Raw genomic sequence first — 15003 nt, forward strand, 5'->3', positions numbered from 1 at the left:
CACCTTCCGCACCCTGGTCGACGGCCACAAGCCCGCCTCCAAGTACGACACCGGCACCTCGGTCGGCCACCTCAAGGGCGTCAAGTACCAGGTCCTGTCCTGGGGCCACGGCGCCGGCACCAAGGGCGCCCCCAAGCCCCTCGGCTGACCCACACGCACCCAAACCAACCCCTAGACCCCCCAGCCCCCCAACACGGACCCCGCTCCCGTCCCCGGACGAGAGCGGGGTCCGTCGCGTTCGCGCCCAGGACGTTAGACGGTCACGCAAAGCTCTGGCTGTTCGGCGGACCGGTGCGGCGCTACCGTTTGCTTCCCGCCCGCCTCCTGCCGCCGAAGGCGTGCGCGCGCAGGGCGACGTCCAAGGCCAGATCCCAGGTGCCCGATAGCTGATCGGCTATCTCGTGGCCGTCGCTGCACATTCCGGCGGCGACTCGCGCGGTCTCCGGATCGCCGTTCCGTTCGGCGAGGCGCCACAGCAGTTCGCCGGCGGCGATCTGCAAATGCACGGCGGCGTAGGCATCGCGGAGGTATTTCGCGGCTCCCGCGCGGTGTCCCGGGCCGAATGCCGCTTCGGCGACCGAGGCGAACAGCATCCCGGCGTCCTTCACGAGGGACGGTGACGCGTCGTGGGCGCGCAATCTGGCCTCGATGGCCCTGTTGTGGGCGTGGGCCCGCTCGGCGAAGTGGCCGAGGGGGCGGCACAGCTCCGGCTCGTCCGCGACCGAGGTCAGGGCCTCGCTCAGCACCGCCTGCACGTGTTGCTCGAGCGCGTGCGCGTCCCTCAGGGCGGTGACGAGTTGCCGGTCGAGGGCGGTCATCGGCTCCTCCTCCTCGCTCGGCATTCTTCCTGTGGCGTCACGGCACGGCGTTCGGCGCTGACGATTTCGACGTGCCCTCCGTGATTCGCCCCCAAACCCCACCGAACTGCCCGTGATGCCCAGCGTTCGGGCAAGGGCGGAGGCGAAGCCTGCGAAATTAAAAGGGACTCCATGAAACGGAATCGAGGAGTTGGGTGATCGCTTCCCGAGGTGCCCGGATTTCGATCAGGCAGCCCGCGGTCAAGTGTGCGGTGCCGTGTGCGGGTCGCCTTTTCGCTGCGACTGGAGCAGGGCTGTGGCGGCGTCGGCCACGAGGTCTTCGGCGGACGCGGGGATCGGCGTGCCCGCGCGCAGATGCCGTCCGACGAGGCCGTAGGGGACGTCGACCGTGGCGAGGACGATCCGGTCCACCTCGTCCGGGCGGCCGAGCCGTGCGGCGAGCCCGGTCAGGGCGGTGCGGACGCGGCGGTTGCCGGCGTCGAAACGGTCGGCCTCGGCGGCGGGCCAGCTGGAGCGTCCGAAGGCGCGCGGTCCGTAGAACAGGACTTGGGCCTCGCGCGGGTGGGACCTGCTCCAGGCGACCACATGGCGGGCGGCGGCCGCGACGGCCTCCTCGGCCGGTTCGCCGGAGGCGGCGGCGACGAAACCGTCCTGGAAGCGTTCGAGGGTGCGCAGCCAGAGGGCGGCGAGCAGGGCGGCGGCGCTGGGGAACCGGTGGTAGACCGAGCCGCTCGGCGCGCCGGCGGCGCGCGCCACGGCCGCGACGGTGACGGCCGCGGGCCCGTCCTCGCAGGCCAGGTCGACGGCCGCGTCGAGCAGCCGGTCGCGGTCGTGCCGTGGCGGGCGCCCCATGGGAGTCGAGGGTACCGGCCCGCTATGCTCGCCAGTATTAGAGAGTTATCTCTAGAAAGGGGGACGCGTGAGGGCCGTACCGCATCTGCCGCCGGGTCAGGTCCCGGCCGCCCATCGCCCGTTCGGCCTGCCGCGGTTCGGGCCGGTGGTGCCACGGCCGTCCCCGGTGGCCGTCGTGACGGTCACGGGAGCCGTCAGGAACCCGGAGCAGATCCCCGTCGACGCGCTCGCCGCACTGCCGGGCCGGACCGATCGCTTGGCCGACCTGCACTGCGTGACCACCTGGAGCGCGCTCGGCCTGACCTGGAGCGGGATCCCGTTCGTCGACGTCCACGCGCACCTGGCCGAACGCGTACGGCCGCGGACGTCGGCGCGCTGGGTCCGCTTCACCGGCCTCGACGGCTACACCGCCACGCTGCGCCTGGACGACGCGCTCGCCCCAGGCGTCCTGCTCGCCGACGCGCTGGACGATGCGTCGCTCGACACCGATCACGGCGCGCCGCTGCGGCTGGTGGCACCGGCGCACTACGGCTACAAGAACGTCAAGCACGTCTGCACGATCGAGTACTGCACGGCCTACGACGCCGGTTCAGCGGGCTGGAAGGGCCATCCGCGCGGCCGCGTCGCCTTCGAGGAGCGCAGCCGCTACCTGCCCGGACGGATCTGGCGGCCGCTGTGGCACGCCCTGTTGCCGGCGGCCGACGCCGCCTACACCGCGGCCCGCGCCCGCACGAACGGAGAAGGGGAAGCATGAACGGACTGACCCGATGGGTTCCCAGGCTGATCATCGTGACGGCGGTACTGCACTTCGTGTGGGCGTTCGTCCAGCCGAACGCGTGGGACGCCATCGCGCGTGACGGGTTCGCCGCGACGGTCGTCGACCCCGACGCGCCCGGCTACTGGAAGCGCGAGGCCAGCGTCTGGTTCCTCGTGTCCGGTGCCTCGTTCCTGATCCTCGGCACCCTGACGCGGGCGCTGGTGCGGGCGACGGGCCGCATGCCCGTCCAGGTGGGCTGGTTCCTGATGGCGACCGGCGTCCCGCTGTGCGTGATCTACTTCCCCGTCACGGGCGGGTGGGCCGAGGTGGTCATCGGCGCTCTCGCGCTCGCCGCGGCCTACGGCGGGCGCGGGCGGCGCGTCCCCGAGTCCCCGGACGCCCAAGCGCGACGTGCCGAGGCCGCCTCGACCTGACACGCGGCCGCGCCGCGCGCGCGTGGGCAGTTCACTCGGAGGTCTTGGCGAGGGTTCGGTCGATGGCGGTGACGGCCAGGAGCGTCAGCGCGACGACGGTGAGGACGGCGGCGAGGCGGTGGAGGCCGGCGTCGGTGGCGCGAGGGCCGTAGGCGAGGCCGATCATGCTGGCCGACGCGATCGCGCCCAGGTACATGAACGTGCGGAGCAGTCCAGCCGCCGCGCCGGTCTGCTCCGCGGGGGCCTGGGCGTACATCGCGGCCTGGTTGGTGACGATGTTGAGGCCGTTCTGCACGCCGAACGTCACGCTGACGAGCAGCAGCGCCCACAGCGGCGTATGGCGGCCGAGGAGGAGCAGGCCGCCGCAGCCGAGGGCCAGCGCCGCCGCCCCGGCGACCAGCGACGGCCAGACGCGGCGCCGGGCGGCGAACGCGGAGACGGCGGTAGCAACGATGAACGACGGCAGCATCAGCAGCCCGGCGGCCGACGCCGAGCGGCCGGTGGCCTGCTCCAGCCAGAGCGTCCACCCGTAGACGAAGCAGTACGTCACGAGCATCGTCGCGCCGTAGCGGAGGTAGGTGGTGGTGAGGGCACGGTTGTGCGCCAGCATCCGCAGGTCGATGAAGGGTGCTTCGGCGCGCAGTTCCCACGCGGTGAGCGCGGCCAGCAGGGCGAGGGACGCGCAGAGCAGCCACCATCGGGGATCGGCCAGGTCCATAAGGAACACCAGGAGCGCGGTGAGCGCCCCGGTGAACAGAAGCACACCGGCCGGGTCTAGGGCGCGCCACAGTGAGGCGCCGGGGGCGCGCGGGTCGTCCTTGGGGAGCCAGACCAGCGCGGCGGCCATGCCGGCGGCCGCGAGCGGGATGTTGATGAGGAACGTCATCCGCCAGCCGCCCGCGGCGATCAGCAGCCCGCCGAGCGGCGGGCCCACCGCCATCGTGACCTGCCCGGCGATGGCCAGGGCGCTGAGCACGCCGTCCGGGGTGCCGCCGTGCAGCCGCCGCGCCCGGCGGCGCACCATCGCCATCGCGGCCGGGTAGGCCGCCGAGGTCCCCAGCCCGATGACCACGCGGGCGGCGACCAGCGCGGGCAGCGACCAGCCCAGGCAGCCGACCAGCCCGCCCGCCCCGACCAGGGCCGTTCCGGCGAGGTAGACGCGGCGGGGGCCGAGCCGGTCGGCGAGGCGCCCCATCGTGGGCTGCCCGACGGCGGTGGCGAGGTACAGCGCCGAGACGAGCCAGGTGGTCCGGTCGGCGCCGGCGCCGAACGCCTGCCCGATCGCCACCAGCGCCACCGCGATGATGGACGAGTTGACCGGGTTCAGCACCGAGCCGAACGACACCGCGGTGACGAACCGGGCGCCGAACACGGGCCGCGGCCCGGCCTCGCCGACGGGCGAGGCGATCTTAGTGCCGGTCATGGGCGGCTCCTCGGGACGATCGAAACGTCGAAGACGGATCCACGATGCTCCCGGGCGCCCCTCCGTTGAAGGCGGTGGTGTTCCTGGCAGCGACACGGCCACCCACGCGTAACGGGCGGCTGGCACACTGGAGCCGTGCCTTCCAGCAGCGCGCTAGGGGAGTACCTGCGCGCCCGCCGCGCCCGGCTGCGCCCCACGGACGTGGGCCTGCCCGCCGGCCCGGGCCTGCGCCGGACCCCCGGCCTGCGGCGCGAGGAACTCGCCGCGCTGGCCGGGGTGAGCATCGACTACTACATCCGCCTGGAGCAGGGCAAAGAGAGCAACCCCAGCCCGGCGGTCCTTGAGTCGCTGGCACGCGCCCTGCGGCTGGACGCCGAGGAGCAGGCCCACCTGTTCGCGCTCGCCGACCATGCCGCGGGACGCGTCCCGGCCGGACGGTCCCCGGTTCCGGAACGTCCGGTCGTCCGCGCCGGGGTGCTGCGCATGCTGGAGCAGCTCCGCCCGTGCCCCGCCTACGTCCTGAGCTGGACGAGCGACATCCTCGCGGCCAATCCCGAAGGGCTCGCGCTGTTCGCCGGAATGGACGAATGGCCGCCGGAACGCCGCAACACGATCCGCTACGTCTTCCTGCATCCCGCCGCCCGCAGCGTGCTGGACGACTGGGACAAGGCGGCCCGGACGAGCGCCGCCCAGCTGCGGAGCCTGACCGCCACCGATCCCCATGACCCGGCCCTGGCCGCGCTGATCGACGAGCTCGACGGCGCGGCCCCCGAGTTCGCGGAGCTGTGGAAGCGGCATGACGTCCACGCCCGGCGCGGCGACCGCAAGACCTTCCACCATCCGCGGGTCGGCACCTTCACCCTCGACTTCGAGGTCCTCCATCTGGGCGCCGACCGCCAGCGCATGTCGGTCTACCAGGCCGAACCGGGAACCCCAGACCACGACGCCATGGTCCTGCTCTCCCTCAGCACCAGCGACGCGCGGACCTGAGCCGACGGTCGGCCCGCTGGCGGGTCGGGCGCGGCCCGGCGGCCGTGAGGAGGCGGGCGGTATGGCCGGCCATACCTGAAAGAGTGTGGCTCGCCGTCATGCGGGCGGGGGTCCGAGAGCGGTGGGATCGACGGCATGGACCTTCCCCTCTCCCGGGCCCGCCTCATCAAGATCTCGGTCGGCGTGGCGGTCATCGTCGCGCTGACGGCCGCCGCGACCGCGCATGCCCCGGCGGCCCGCCGCTCTGCCTCCGCGCGGTCGAACGACGCCGTCGCACCGGGCGCACGCTGGACGAGCGCCTGGGGCGCCGCCGTGCAGGCCCCGGTCGCGGGCAACGAGGACTCCGGGCCCAACTGGTCGGTGAAGGGGTTCGCCGGCCAGACCGTCCGGCAGGTCGTCCGGGTCGGGCTCGGCGGCACCCGGATCCGCGTCCGGCTGTCGAACGCCTTCGGGACGAGCCCGCTGCGGATCGCGGGCGCGACCGCCGGCAGATCCGCCGGCGGCGCCCTGGTGTGGCCCGGGACGATCGCCCGGGTCACCTTCGCCCGTTCGCCCACGGCGGTGATCCCGCCCGGGAGGGACCTCGTGAGCGATCCCGTCGCGCTGCCCGCGTCCCCGCTGGAACGCTTAGCGATCACCCTGCGCTTCATCGCTCCGACCGGCCCGGCCACCTTCCACCGCTTCGCCGGGACCGACGCGTTCCGGGCGCTCGGCGACCACCTCACCGACGTCGGCGCTGACGCCTTCAAGGAGTCGACCTCCTCCTGGTACTACCTCACCGGCGTCGAGGTGGCGGGCGGACCGGCGCGCGGCTCGGTGGTGGTCTTCGGAGATTCCCTGGTCGACGGGGTCGGGGCCACGAAGGAGGCGGACGCCCGGTTCCCCGACGACCTCCAGGAGCGGCTCGTCGCCGCCCGGCGCCCCCTCGGAGTCGTCAATGCGGGCATCGGGTCGAACAAGCTGCTGAACGGCTCGCCCTGTGGCGGGGAGAAGGGCACCGCCCGGTTCGCCCGGGACGTCCTCGCCCGGCCCGGCGTGCGCTCCGTGATCGTCCATCTGGGCGCCAACGACATCGGCGCACCGCAGGTGGACGACCCCTGTATCCGCCCCAATCCGCAGGTGAGCGCCCGCCGGCTGATCGATGGCCATCGCGCCCTGATCCGCGCCGCCCACGCCCATGGCGTCAAGGCCATCGGCATGACCCTTCCACCGATGAAGGGCGCCCTGTTCCCGTTCTGGACACCGGAGGTGGAGAAGCTTCGTGAAGAGCTGAACCAATGGATCCGCACGAGCCATGAGTACGACGCCGTCATCGATGCCGACCGCGCGATGTCCGACCCGTCCGACCAGCGGATGCCGCGGCCCGGATACGTCTTCATGGACGGCCTTCATCCGGATGACGCCGGATATCAGGCCATAGCCGACGCCATCGACCTGGCGGCCCTATGAACCCGGCACCGCCGCAACCGCGCTCCCGGACCCATCCGACGACGACGCCGAACCGCTGGACGACGCCGAACTGCTCGACGACGCCAACTGCTCGACGACGCTGCGCCGGTCGCGCTCGCGCCGCTGGCGGGAGTCAGCCGGAATCCTGCCAGGGGACGAGATCCTCCGGAATCAGCAGCCGATCCATCAGCACGTGCAGGTGTTCGCGAAAGGAGGCGACGACCTCGGGATCGTCGGGACTCCGCATCCCCTTGGACTGCTGGAGCACCCCGGAACCCAGATAGCCGTGCACGCACCAGACCATGGTTCCGAGCAGGTAGTAGGCGTTGACGTCCGGCGGCACGACGTCCCGGATCTTGCGGGCCGCCAGGTTCAGCAGGGGCCGCGCGTACCGGTCCTCGAGTTCGGAGATGTCGGCGGCGTCCGCCACCCAGCGATGCGCCCACAGCGCCCGGACCTGGGGATGCGACACGTGGAAGTCCAGGTAGGCGTCGACGATCTGGTGCAGGGCCCGCCGCCCGGGCTCCGCGTCCGACACGACGGACTCCAGCATGCGGTGCTCGCTCTCGAACGCCTGGCGCGTCACCTCCAGGTAGACGGCGCGCTTGTCGCCCGCGACCTCCGTGATCACCGACGGGCTCGTGCCCAGGGCGTCCGCGATCAGGTGCAGGGAGACCCCGTCGTACCCCAGTTCGCCGAACAGCCGGGTCGCGACGTCGATGACCTGCTGGTGTGTGACGGCACTGGCCATATCGTCACGGTACGTAGAGCCGCCAAAAGCAGAGCGTCGCCACTGGTAAGGGTGATGCCAAGTCGCTCTTCCGCCATGCCCGCGGCGGAGGGCGGCGCAGGCTCTAGGGTCGGGACCGTGCCAGACCCTTTCGACCTCGCGGGCGAGGTCGCCGCCGCCTGCCGCGATCGCGCACGGGCATGGCGTTTCCTTCGCGGATTCGCCGCGGCGTGGTCGACCCCCGTCACCGACCACGACGGCTGGCGTCAGGACGACCTGGCCGCCGCCGAGCAACGGCTCGGAGTCCGGCTCCCGGACGCGTTGAAAGAGGTCCTCGCGCTGCTCGGCCGACGCGCGGACCTCACCAGCAACCAGGACTGCCTGCTCCGCCCCGACCAGCTTCACTACGACGACACCGGCCGCGCCCTCGTGTGGCGCCAAGAGAACCAGGGCGTCGCCGACTGGGGCATCCCGGTCGAGGACCTCCGCCTGCCGGACCCGCCCGTGGTCTTCCGGCTCGACGGCACGTACTCCGCGCCCGAACCATGGCGCCCGTTCCTCGGACGCCTCTCCGTCGCCTGCGTCGAGATGGTGCTGTACGAGGCCCTGTTCGGCTCGGACGGCGACGACCACGACAACCGGGAGGCCGAGGACGCCGACCTCGGCGTCCTCGAGCGCCGCTACTCCCGCCTCGCCCTCCCGGACTACCCGATGTGGGCCGCCCCCGACGGCCCGCCGGTCCGCTGGTTCTACGGCCGCGACGCGCTGATCTGCGACCACGCCCGAGCATGGCTCTGGGTCCGGACACGCACCCCCGAAGCCCTCCGCGCCGTGCGCGAAACCCTGCCGGGCGACTGGAACATGCAGCCATGATCACCGCCCTCGCCCCCCGACCCGCGTAAGCGCCCACGCCCCCTCCGAAACGCGCGGACCACCACGCTCAGTCAGGCGCAACAAACCGTACGAGCGCTCGCTCGGCCGCGGCGAACCACGCGGACGCTCGGTCAGGCGTGATGAACCATGCGGGCGCCCGGTCAGGTGCGCCCGACCGAACGAACGGTCGGTCGGGCGGGGCGGGGGGTGCGGTGCTCGGTCAGGTGCGGCGGGTGGTGCGGACGCCGGCGCCGGGGCGCCAGACCTGGATGACCAGTTGGTCGTTCTCGACCGAGGTCAGCACGGCCTCGCGCAGGTCCAGCCGGAACGAGTGGAAGTCGCCGGGCGGCTCCTCCCCGGTGGCGAGGGCCTTCTTCTCCTCCGGGTCGGTGATCTCGACCGCGATGCCGGCGACCTTGGCGTCGCCGCCGTTCTCCGGATCGGCGGGGTGCGCGTGGATCGCGCACCGCCCGTCCCGCCGCAGGTCGCGGGCCTTGACCGCGCCGAGCATCGAGCCGAACGACAGGTCCGGGCCCAGGAAGTCGACCTCCGAGCCGCTCACCCGCGGCGAGCCGTCCTTGCGGACGGTCGCGAGGACGTGGGTCTTCGCCGCCTCGAACCGCTCCCGAACCGTGGCGGCCAGCTCCGCCGCCTCTTCCTCGAACTGCCTCCAAGTCGCCATCCGGCCACTGTCTCAGCCGCCGCCGACAATCCGCCGTCAGGCACCGTCCCGCGGAGGCGCGCCCCAGGGGGCTTCGAGGGCCGAGCGCAGCGCCTCGACCGCGTCCGCGCCGATCCGTTCGGCGAGCGTCCGCTCGAGCCGTTCGAGGACGAGGAGGGCCCGCCGGTGCACGCGTTCCCCTTCGGGGGTGCGGCGGATCAGCCGCTGCCGTGCCGAGCCGGGGTCCGGGGCCTGCTCCAGGAGTCCCGCGGCCACCTGGCGTCCCTGCTGGCCCTCACCTCGGCCGCGCCCCGTCTCGCCGGCGCCGTCATCTGGTACGGGCCGAGCGACCTGGCCCTGTCGCCCGGTCCGCCGGAGTCGCTCCTGCTCGGCGCCGGTCCCGCGGCCGATCCGGCGAAGGCGCGCGACGCGTCGCCGGTCGCGCACGTCCACCGCGACGCGCCGCCCTTCCTCCTCGTCCACGGCGAGGGCGACGGCCTCGTTCCCTGCGCACACTCCCAGGCGCTCGCGGCCCGGCTGCGCGAGGCGGGCGCGTCGGCCGACCTGAGCCTCGTCCCGTCCGCCGACCACGGCTGGCACGGCATCCCCGACGACAAGGTCGAGGCCGTCTTCACGACTTCGCTGCGTTTCGCGCTGAACGCCATGGAGGGCGGCACGAACACGCGCGACCCGGGGCGATCCGGGCTGTAGCGTCCATGTCCGAAGCCGATCAACGAGCCGCGCCGCCGGCTCGCGACGTCCGCCGAGGAGACCGTTGACAGAGCAGACAGGCCGGGAACAGGCCGCCCCCGAGGTCCGAGAGCGCATCCAGGCCAGCTTCGACCGCCAGGGACTGATGCGGCATCTCGGTGCCCGCCTGATCCGCATAGCGCCCGGAAGCGTGCACATCGCCCTGGCCGCCCGGCCGGAGGTGACCCAGCAGAACGGGTACTTCCACGCCGGGGCCACCAGCGCCATCGCCGACACGGCCGGGGGCTACGCCGCCTTCACGCTGTTCCCCGAGGGCACCTCCGTGCTGACCGTCGAGTACAAGATCAACCTGCTGGCGCCCGCCGAAGGCGACCGCATCGAGGCCGAGGGGACGGTCCTCCGGCCCGGCCGCACGCTGACGGTGTGCCGGCTGGAGGTGTTCGCGGTCCGCGGCGACCGGCGCAAGCTCGTGGCGGCCGGCCAGCAGACCCTGATCTGCGTGGAGGGACGCCCCGACCAGTGAAGCCCCTCCCGCCGGACGGGCCGGTGAGCCGGGGCGTTCTTTGTGGAACCGAATGCGAGGCTGTCCGATCACATGACGCCGGCGCGCCTAGCGTGGCTGGTATGCGCGCTCTGACCTGGTGGGGACGGTCATGAACCAGGACGTCCACGGCACGCAGTCGTGGGTCGATCTGGGGAGCCCGGACGTACGGGCTTCGCAGGCGTTCTATCGCGGGCTGTTCGGCTGGGGCTCCTACACGCTGACGCTCGACGAGTTCGGCGACTACGAGATCTTCACGGAACCCGCGTCGGACCAGGGCGTCGCCGGGGTCCAGGCCCTGGTCGACGACACCGGGTCGCCGTCCTGGACCTGCACTTTCAGGGTCGACGACGTGGACGCATGCGTCCGGACGGTCGAGGCGGCGGGCGGCCTGGTCCAGGTGTATCCCACGCCCGTCGCCCACCTGGCGCGCATAGCGCTTTTCGCCGATCCGCACGGCGCGGAGTTCGGGGTCTGGCAACCGATCGTCGCGGGTGGGAGACCGCCGATCGGCGAACGATCGGCCGCTCGTTTCGTCGAGCTGGCCTGCCCGGACGTCTCCGAGGCCGAACGCTTCTACGGCGAGGTGTTCGGCTGGTCGACAGTCAGGGCGGGCACCGGGCGTTTCGCCACGCGCTGGACGGTCGGCGGTGAGCTGGTGGCCACCGGGATCGTCGACGGGCCCACCGGGGAGGACGGCGCCGGCCCCGCCGCTTCTCCTTCGCAGTGGTCGCCGTATTTCGAAGTGGCCGACTGCGACGCCGCCACCGGCCGGGCCGTGGAACTCGGCGCCGGGATCCGGTCGGCGCCCGCGGACACCGAACTGGGCCGGTTCTCCATGCTCACCGACCCCACGGGCGTGCGCTTCGCCGTCATCGCCGCGGGCGGCCCGGAATCGCGCCGCCCGTGACGGGGCGCCCGTTCAGGTGTTGCGTCCGCCGTTGACGCCGATCGTCTGGCCGGTGATGAAGCCGGCCTCGTCCCTGACCAGGAACGCGCACGCGGCGGCGATGTCCTCGGGGCGCGCCGCGCGCCGCACCGGTGTCAGGGACGCGTGGTGGTCGACCCCCGGGCCGAGGAAACCGCGCTGCTCGTTGCGGCGGGTCATCGGCGTGTCGATGAAGCCCGGCGGGATCGTGTTCACCGTGATCCCCTCCGGGCCGAGTTCCAGCGCCAGCGCCTTGGTGAACCCGATGACCGCGGCCTTGGACGCGACGTAGTGGGTCATGAACGGCTGCCCGCCCTGGGCGCTCGAGGAGGAGATGTTCATGATCCGGCCCCAGCCGGCCTCGACCATGTCCGGTACGGCGGCCCGGCAGCAGTGGAACGTGCCCGTGAGATTGACGGCGAGGATGCGGTCCCATTCGCCGGCGGTGATGTTGAGGAACCGGCGGAAGCCCTCCTTGCCCGCGGAGTTCACCAGGATCGCGATCGGCCCGAAACGGGAGCGGACGTCTCCCATGGCCCGGTCGATGCTCGCGCGGTCGCCCACGTCGACGGCGACCGGCATCGCCGCGCCGCCGTCCGCCTCGATCTTGTCGGACGCCGCCCTCGCGGCGGCGTCGAGGTCGAGCACCGCGACCTGGGCGCCGTCGCGGGCCAGCCGTTCCGCGACGGCGAGGCCGATGCCCGACGCTCCGCCGGTCACGACCGCGACCCTGCCGTCCGGCGCCGCGCTCACCGGTCCCTCCCTCGTCCGGTCGCCGGTGCCGGGCGGAGGCGGCCCGTCATCCGGCCTCGGCGTCGTTGCGGAACACCTTCCCGCCCTTCATGACGAACCGGACGTCCTCGATCACGCCGATGTCGGCGAGGGGGTCGCCGGGGACGGCGATGACGTCGGCGAGGAGGCCGCTGTCCAGCCGGCCGCGGTCGGTGGCGTCGATGAGGTCGGCGGCGACTGTGGTCGCGGCGCGGATCGCCTGGAGGGGCGTCATGCCGCGCTCGACCAGAGCCAGCAGTTCCTTGGCGTTCTTCCCGTGCGGGATGGCGGGGGCGTCGGTGCCGCACGCGACCTTGACGCCCTTGGCGATGGCCTTGCCGATCGTCGCCCTGGACCGCGGGAACACCTCGGCGGCCTTGGCCTGCAGTTCCGGAGCGGCCCTGGAGGTGTCCATCCCGTCGGCGAGGTAGGTGGTCGCCACCAGGAACGTGCCGCGCTCGATCATCAGGTCGAGCGTCTCGTCGCTCGCCAGCGACCCGTGCTCGATGCAGTCGATGCCCGCCTCGATCGCGTTGCGGATGGCCTCGTCGCCCATGCAGTGCGCGGCGACCTTCAGCCCGGCGCGGTGCGCCTCGTCGGTGATCGCCCGCAGCTCCTCGTTCGAGTACTGCTGCGCGCCGGCGGGACCGGTGTGCGACATGACCCCGTTGGACGCGCAGACCTTGATGACTCGCGCCCCATGCTTGATCTGGTAGCGGACCGCTTTGCGGACCTCGGCGACGCCGTTGGCGATCCCCTCCTCCACGGTGAGCGGCATGATGTGCGGGGCGAACGCCTGGAACATCGTCGGGTCGAGATGGCCGCCCGTCGGGGTGATGGCGTGGCCGGCGGGCACCACCCGCGGGCCGTCGATCCAGCCGAGGTCGACGGCCTTCTTCATGGCCACGTCGAGGAGGAGCCCGCCGGTCTGCACGAACAGGCCGAGGTTGCGCACCGTGGTGAACCCGGCCCGCAGGGTCCGGCGGGCGTTGGTGACGGCCCGCAGCGTGCGGACGGCGGGGTCGTCCTGCACGGGGTTCAGCGGGCTGCGGTGGTCGGGCCCGCCGAGCAGGAGGTTCACCTCCATGTCCATGAGGCCCGGCAACAGCGTCACGTCACCGAGGTCGATCAGGACGGCGTCGCCGGGCACGGAGACCGGTGCCACCTCGGCGATGCGCTCGTCCACGATGAGCAGCGAGCCCGGTGCGATGAGCTCGCCCTTGTCGATGTCGAGCAGCCGGGCGGCCCGCAGGTGGATCGGCGGCTGCGGCTTTCTCTCACGCGGCATGCGCGCTCCTTCGACGTCGTCGGGTGCGGTGACGGGACGGGCGGGGCCGGTCAGACGGCGGGTTCGACGACGGCGTCGATGCTCGACGCGCCGCTGTCGGGGACCCTCGGCTGGCTCCACGCCTCGACGGGGAACGCGACGGTCACCAGCGCGCAGAACAGCCAGAGCAGGTGCTTGTCCTGGTCGGAGATGCCGTCGAGCTCGACCTGCTCGAGGTAGGGGGTGGCGCTCTCCAGGCGGGGGAACGCGGCGTCGTAGAAGGCCTGCAGTTCGTCCATGGTGCTGGCGATCCGCTTGGCGTAGCGCTCGCGTTCGGTCGGGAGCGCCCAGCCCGCGAACGGCTCCAGTTCGGCGAAGTCGGGGGGAAAGGTGCTGGCCATCGTGGGTGTCTCCTCAGGTCAGGACGTCGCCGAGGCGGCCGGCGCGGGGGACTGCTCTCGCTGGTGGTCGCGCACGTACCGGTTCGCGGTGTTGTGCAGGTGCCGCAGCAGCACTTCCTGGTCGTTGAGCGGGAACTCGGTCACGGTCCTGGACTCGAGCATCGTCTGGGTGGCCTCGAGGGTGTTGCCGTCCTGCAGGCCGTACTCCTTGAACGAGACGACGGCGAGTTCCTGCTGCAGGCGCTGGAACGCGTTCTTCGGCGGGACGAAATAGGCCGTGCCCTCGAAGATGTGCGTGTTGTAGGAGGTCGGCCAGTAGTGGTAGGTGAGGACCCAGTTCGGCCGCCAGATGAGCAGCATGAAATTCGGGAAGAAGACGAACGAGTCCATGCCCCAGTGGGGGTGCCGGGCCGGGTTCACGGCCGGCGGCCATTCGTCCAGGCCGATGTCGGGGGCGTCCCACGGGCCGAAAAGGCCGCTGCGCAGCGCCCGCTCGATCGGCTTCACCATCTTCTGGTCGTGCGGGGGAGCGATCCCGCCCCAGGACGACACCATTCCGTGCGGGCCGTCGATGTCGTACGCGATGGCCTCGTAGCCGTACTTCTTGATCTTCTGGGCCTCTTCGGGCATGTACTGGCCCGCGTGCAGGATCGGCGCGTGGTAGAACTCGGCGAACGCGTCGATGAACAGCTTCCAGTTGCTGCCGATCTCGGCCCGGTACTTGTGGACCTGGGTCAGCTTGTCGAAGGGGTATCCCTCGATGCCCTTTCCGTACTTGCCCAGGTATTCGCGCAGCGGGGTCCTGTTCTCGCTGTCGAGGTTCACGAAGATGAACCCCTCCCAGACCTCCGCCTGGACGCCGACCAGCCCGTAATCCGACTTGTCGAGGTCGAAGAACTCGCCCTCCTGCTGGACGAAGGTCAGCTTGCCTTCGAGGTCGTAGCGCCAGGCGTGGTACTTGCAGGTGAACTGGCGGCAGATGCCGCTGGTCTCCTCGCGCGGGTAGTCGTTCCACACGAGCTTGTTGCCGCGGTGCCGGCAGACGTTGTGGAAGGCGCGGACCTCGCCGTCCATGCCGCGGACGACGACGATCGAGGTGCGGGCGGCGTCCAGTTCCTTGGTGAAGTAGCTGCCCTTCCGCGGCAGCTGCTCGACCCGGCCGACGTTCAGCCACGTGCGCCGGAAGATGGCGTCGCGCTCCAGCTCGTAGTGCTCGGGCGTGATCGAGTCCGCGTAGGAGAGCGGGCTTTTGTCGATCTTGTGGTGCTCGGTCCAGCTGCCCTCGGCGGGCTTGGGGAAGTGCGCCATGTGGTCTGCCTCTCCGGTCGGTCGTCGCGGCGATGGTAGCAAGGATCTCCAAAAATGAGAAGCTCATTCTCGCTCGTGGTGGGCCCGCG

General features: G+C 72.0%; 18 protein-coding genes. 8 read left to right on the forward strand and 10 right to left on the reverse strand.

Annotated features, from left to right (window positions below; genetic code table 11):
• Positions 1-299 precede the first annotated feature (299 nt).
• Both F9B16_RS12295 and F9B16_RS12300 read right to left on the reverse strand, forming a co-directional pair.
• The gene (locus F9B16_RS12295) at positions 300-818 is read right to left on the reverse strand and encodes a DUF892 family protein (protein WP_192808748.1); all 519 of its coding nucleotides are present in this window, start codon (positions 816-818) and stop codon (positions 300-302) included.
• Positions 819-1058: 240 nt separating this feature from the next.
• Positions 1059-1670, reverse strand: a complete 612-nt coding sequence (locus tag F9B16_RS12300) for a TetR family transcriptional regulator (protein WP_151540160.1) — start codon at positions 1668-1670, stop codon at positions 1059-1061.
• Positions 1671-1737: 67 nt separating this feature from the next.
• Between F9B16_RS12300 and F9B16_RS12305 the strand changes: the two genes are divergently transcribed.
• Positions 1738-2424: a molybdopterin-dependent oxidoreductase gene (locus F9B16_RS12305; RefSeq protein WP_225991572.1), complete on the forward strand. Its 687-nt coding sequence runs from the start codon at positions 1738-1740 to the stop codon at positions 2422-2424.
• Positions 2421-2861 (forward strand): DUF6463 family protein, encoded by a 441-nt coding sequence (locus F9B16_RS12310; protein WP_151540162.1) that lies wholly within the window; start codon positions 2421-2423, stop codon positions 2859-2861. Before F9B16_RS12305 ends, F9B16_RS12310 begins: the two co-directional genes overlap by 4 nt.
• Positions 2862-2892: 31 nt before the next feature.
• Here F9B16_RS12310 and F9B16_RS12315 read toward each other — a convergent pair whose 3' ends face one another.
• Positions 2893-4284 (reverse strand): MFS transporter, encoded by a 1392-nt coding sequence (locus tag F9B16_RS12315; RefSeq protein WP_151540163.1) that lies wholly within the window; start codon positions 4282-4284, stop codon positions 2893-2895.
• A gap of 135 nt (positions 4285-4419) precedes the next feature.
• On the opposite strand from F9B16_RS12315, the gene F9B16_RS12320 reads away from it, so the two are divergent.
• Both F9B16_RS12320 and F9B16_RS12325 read left to right on the forward strand, forming a co-directional pair.
• On the forward strand, positions 4420-5274 hold the full coding sequence (locus F9B16_RS12320; RefSeq protein ID WP_151540164.1) for a helix-turn-helix domain-containing protein: 855 nt from the start codon (positions 4420-4422) through the stop codon (positions 5272-5274).
• Between the two features lie 135 nt (positions 5275-5409).
• Positions 5410-6723, forward strand: coding sequence for an SGNH/GDSL hydrolase family protein (locus F9B16_RS12325; RefSeq protein ID WP_151540165.1), 1314 nt, complete (start codon positions 5410-5412; stop codon positions 6721-6723).
• Between the two features lie 133 nt (positions 6724-6856).
• On the opposite strand, the gene F9B16_RS12330 is transcribed toward F9B16_RS12325, so the two are convergent.
• Complete coding sequence (locus F9B16_RS12330) at positions 6857-7474, reverse strand: TetR/AcrR family transcriptional regulator (protein WP_151540166.1); 618 nt, start codon at positions 7472-7474, stop codon at positions 6857-6859.
• 117 nt (positions 7475-7591) lie between these two features.
• Between F9B16_RS12330 and F9B16_RS12335 the strand changes: the two genes are divergently transcribed.
• On the forward strand, positions 7592-8326 hold the full coding sequence (locus F9B16_RS12335; RefSeq protein WP_151540167.1) for an SMI1/KNR4 family protein: 735 nt from the start codon (positions 7592-7594) through the stop codon (positions 8324-8326).
• Positions 8327-8546: 220 nt separating this feature from the next.
• Here F9B16_RS12335 and F9B16_RS12340 read toward each other — a convergent pair whose 3' ends face one another.
• Both F9B16_RS12340 and F9B16_RS53565 read right to left on the reverse strand, forming a co-directional pair.
• Positions 8547-9008, reverse strand: coding sequence for a pyridoxamine 5'-phosphate oxidase family protein (locus F9B16_RS12340; RefSeq protein WP_151540168.1), 462 nt, complete (start codon positions 9006-9008; stop codon positions 8547-8549).
• A gap of 36 nt (positions 9009-9044) precedes the next feature.
• Positions 9045-9179, reverse strand: a complete 135-nt coding sequence (locus F9B16_RS53565) for a hypothetical protein (protein ID WP_264159698.1) — start codon at positions 9177-9179, stop codon at positions 9045-9047.
• Here F9B16_RS53565 and F9B16_RS12345 point away from each other — a divergent pair.
• From F9B16_RS12345 to F9B16_RS12355, 3 genes are all read left to right on the forward strand, one after another.
• Positions 9174-9698, forward strand: a complete 525-nt coding sequence (locus tag F9B16_RS12345; protein WP_225991573.1) for a prolyl oligopeptidase family serine peptidase — start codon at positions 9174-9176, stop codon at positions 9696-9698. The genes F9B16_RS53565 and F9B16_RS12345 overlap by 6 nt on opposite strands.
• Positions 9699-9762: 64 nt before the next feature.
• Positions 9763-10221, forward strand: coding sequence for a PaaI family thioesterase (locus tag F9B16_RS12350; RefSeq protein ID WP_151540170.1), 459 nt, complete (start codon positions 9763-9765; stop codon positions 10219-10221).
• Positions 10222-10351: 130 nt separating this feature from the next.
• Positions 10352-11149 (forward strand): VOC family protein, encoded by a 798-nt coding sequence (locus F9B16_RS12355; protein WP_151540171.1) that lies wholly within the window; start codon positions 10352-10354, stop codon positions 11147-11149.
• A 12-nt stretch (positions 11150-11161) separates the two neighbouring features.
• On the opposite strand, the gene F9B16_RS12360 is transcribed toward F9B16_RS12355, so the two are convergent.
• From F9B16_RS12360 to F9B16_RS12375, 4 genes are read right to left on the reverse strand one after another with little or no spacing between them, the layout of a single operon-like run.
• Positions 11162-11920: an SDR family NAD(P)-dependent oxidoreductase gene (locus F9B16_RS12360; protein ID WP_151540172.1), complete on the reverse strand. Its 759-nt coding sequence runs from the start codon at positions 11918-11920 to the stop codon at positions 11162-11164.
• A 46-nt stretch (positions 11921-11966) separates the two neighbouring features.
• A complete protein-coding gene (locus F9B16_RS12365; RefSeq protein ID WP_151540173.1) occupies positions 11967-13226 on the reverse strand; it encodes a metal-dependent hydrolase family protein in 1260 nt (419 codons plus the stop codon).
• A 50-nt stretch (positions 13227-13276) separates the two neighbouring features.
• Positions 13277-13606 carry a hypothetical protein gene (locus F9B16_RS12370; protein ID WP_151540174.1) on the reverse strand — a complete coding sequence of 110 codons (330 nt, stop codon included), beginning with the start codon at positions 13604-13606 and terminating at the stop codon, positions 13277-13279.
• A gap of 18 nt (positions 13607-13624) precedes the next feature.
• Positions 13625-14914 (reverse strand): aromatic ring-hydroxylating oxygenase subunit alpha, encoded by a 1290-nt coding sequence (locus tag F9B16_RS12375; protein ID WP_151540175.1) that lies wholly within the window; start codon positions 14912-14914, stop codon positions 13625-13627.
• Positions 14915-15003: the final 89 nt, after the last annotated feature.

It is taken from the genome of Actinomadura montaniterrae (genome assembly GCF_008923365.1).
GTDB lineage: Bacteria > Actinomycetota > Actinomycetes > Streptosporangiales > Streptosporangiaceae > Spirillospora > Spirillospora montaniterrae.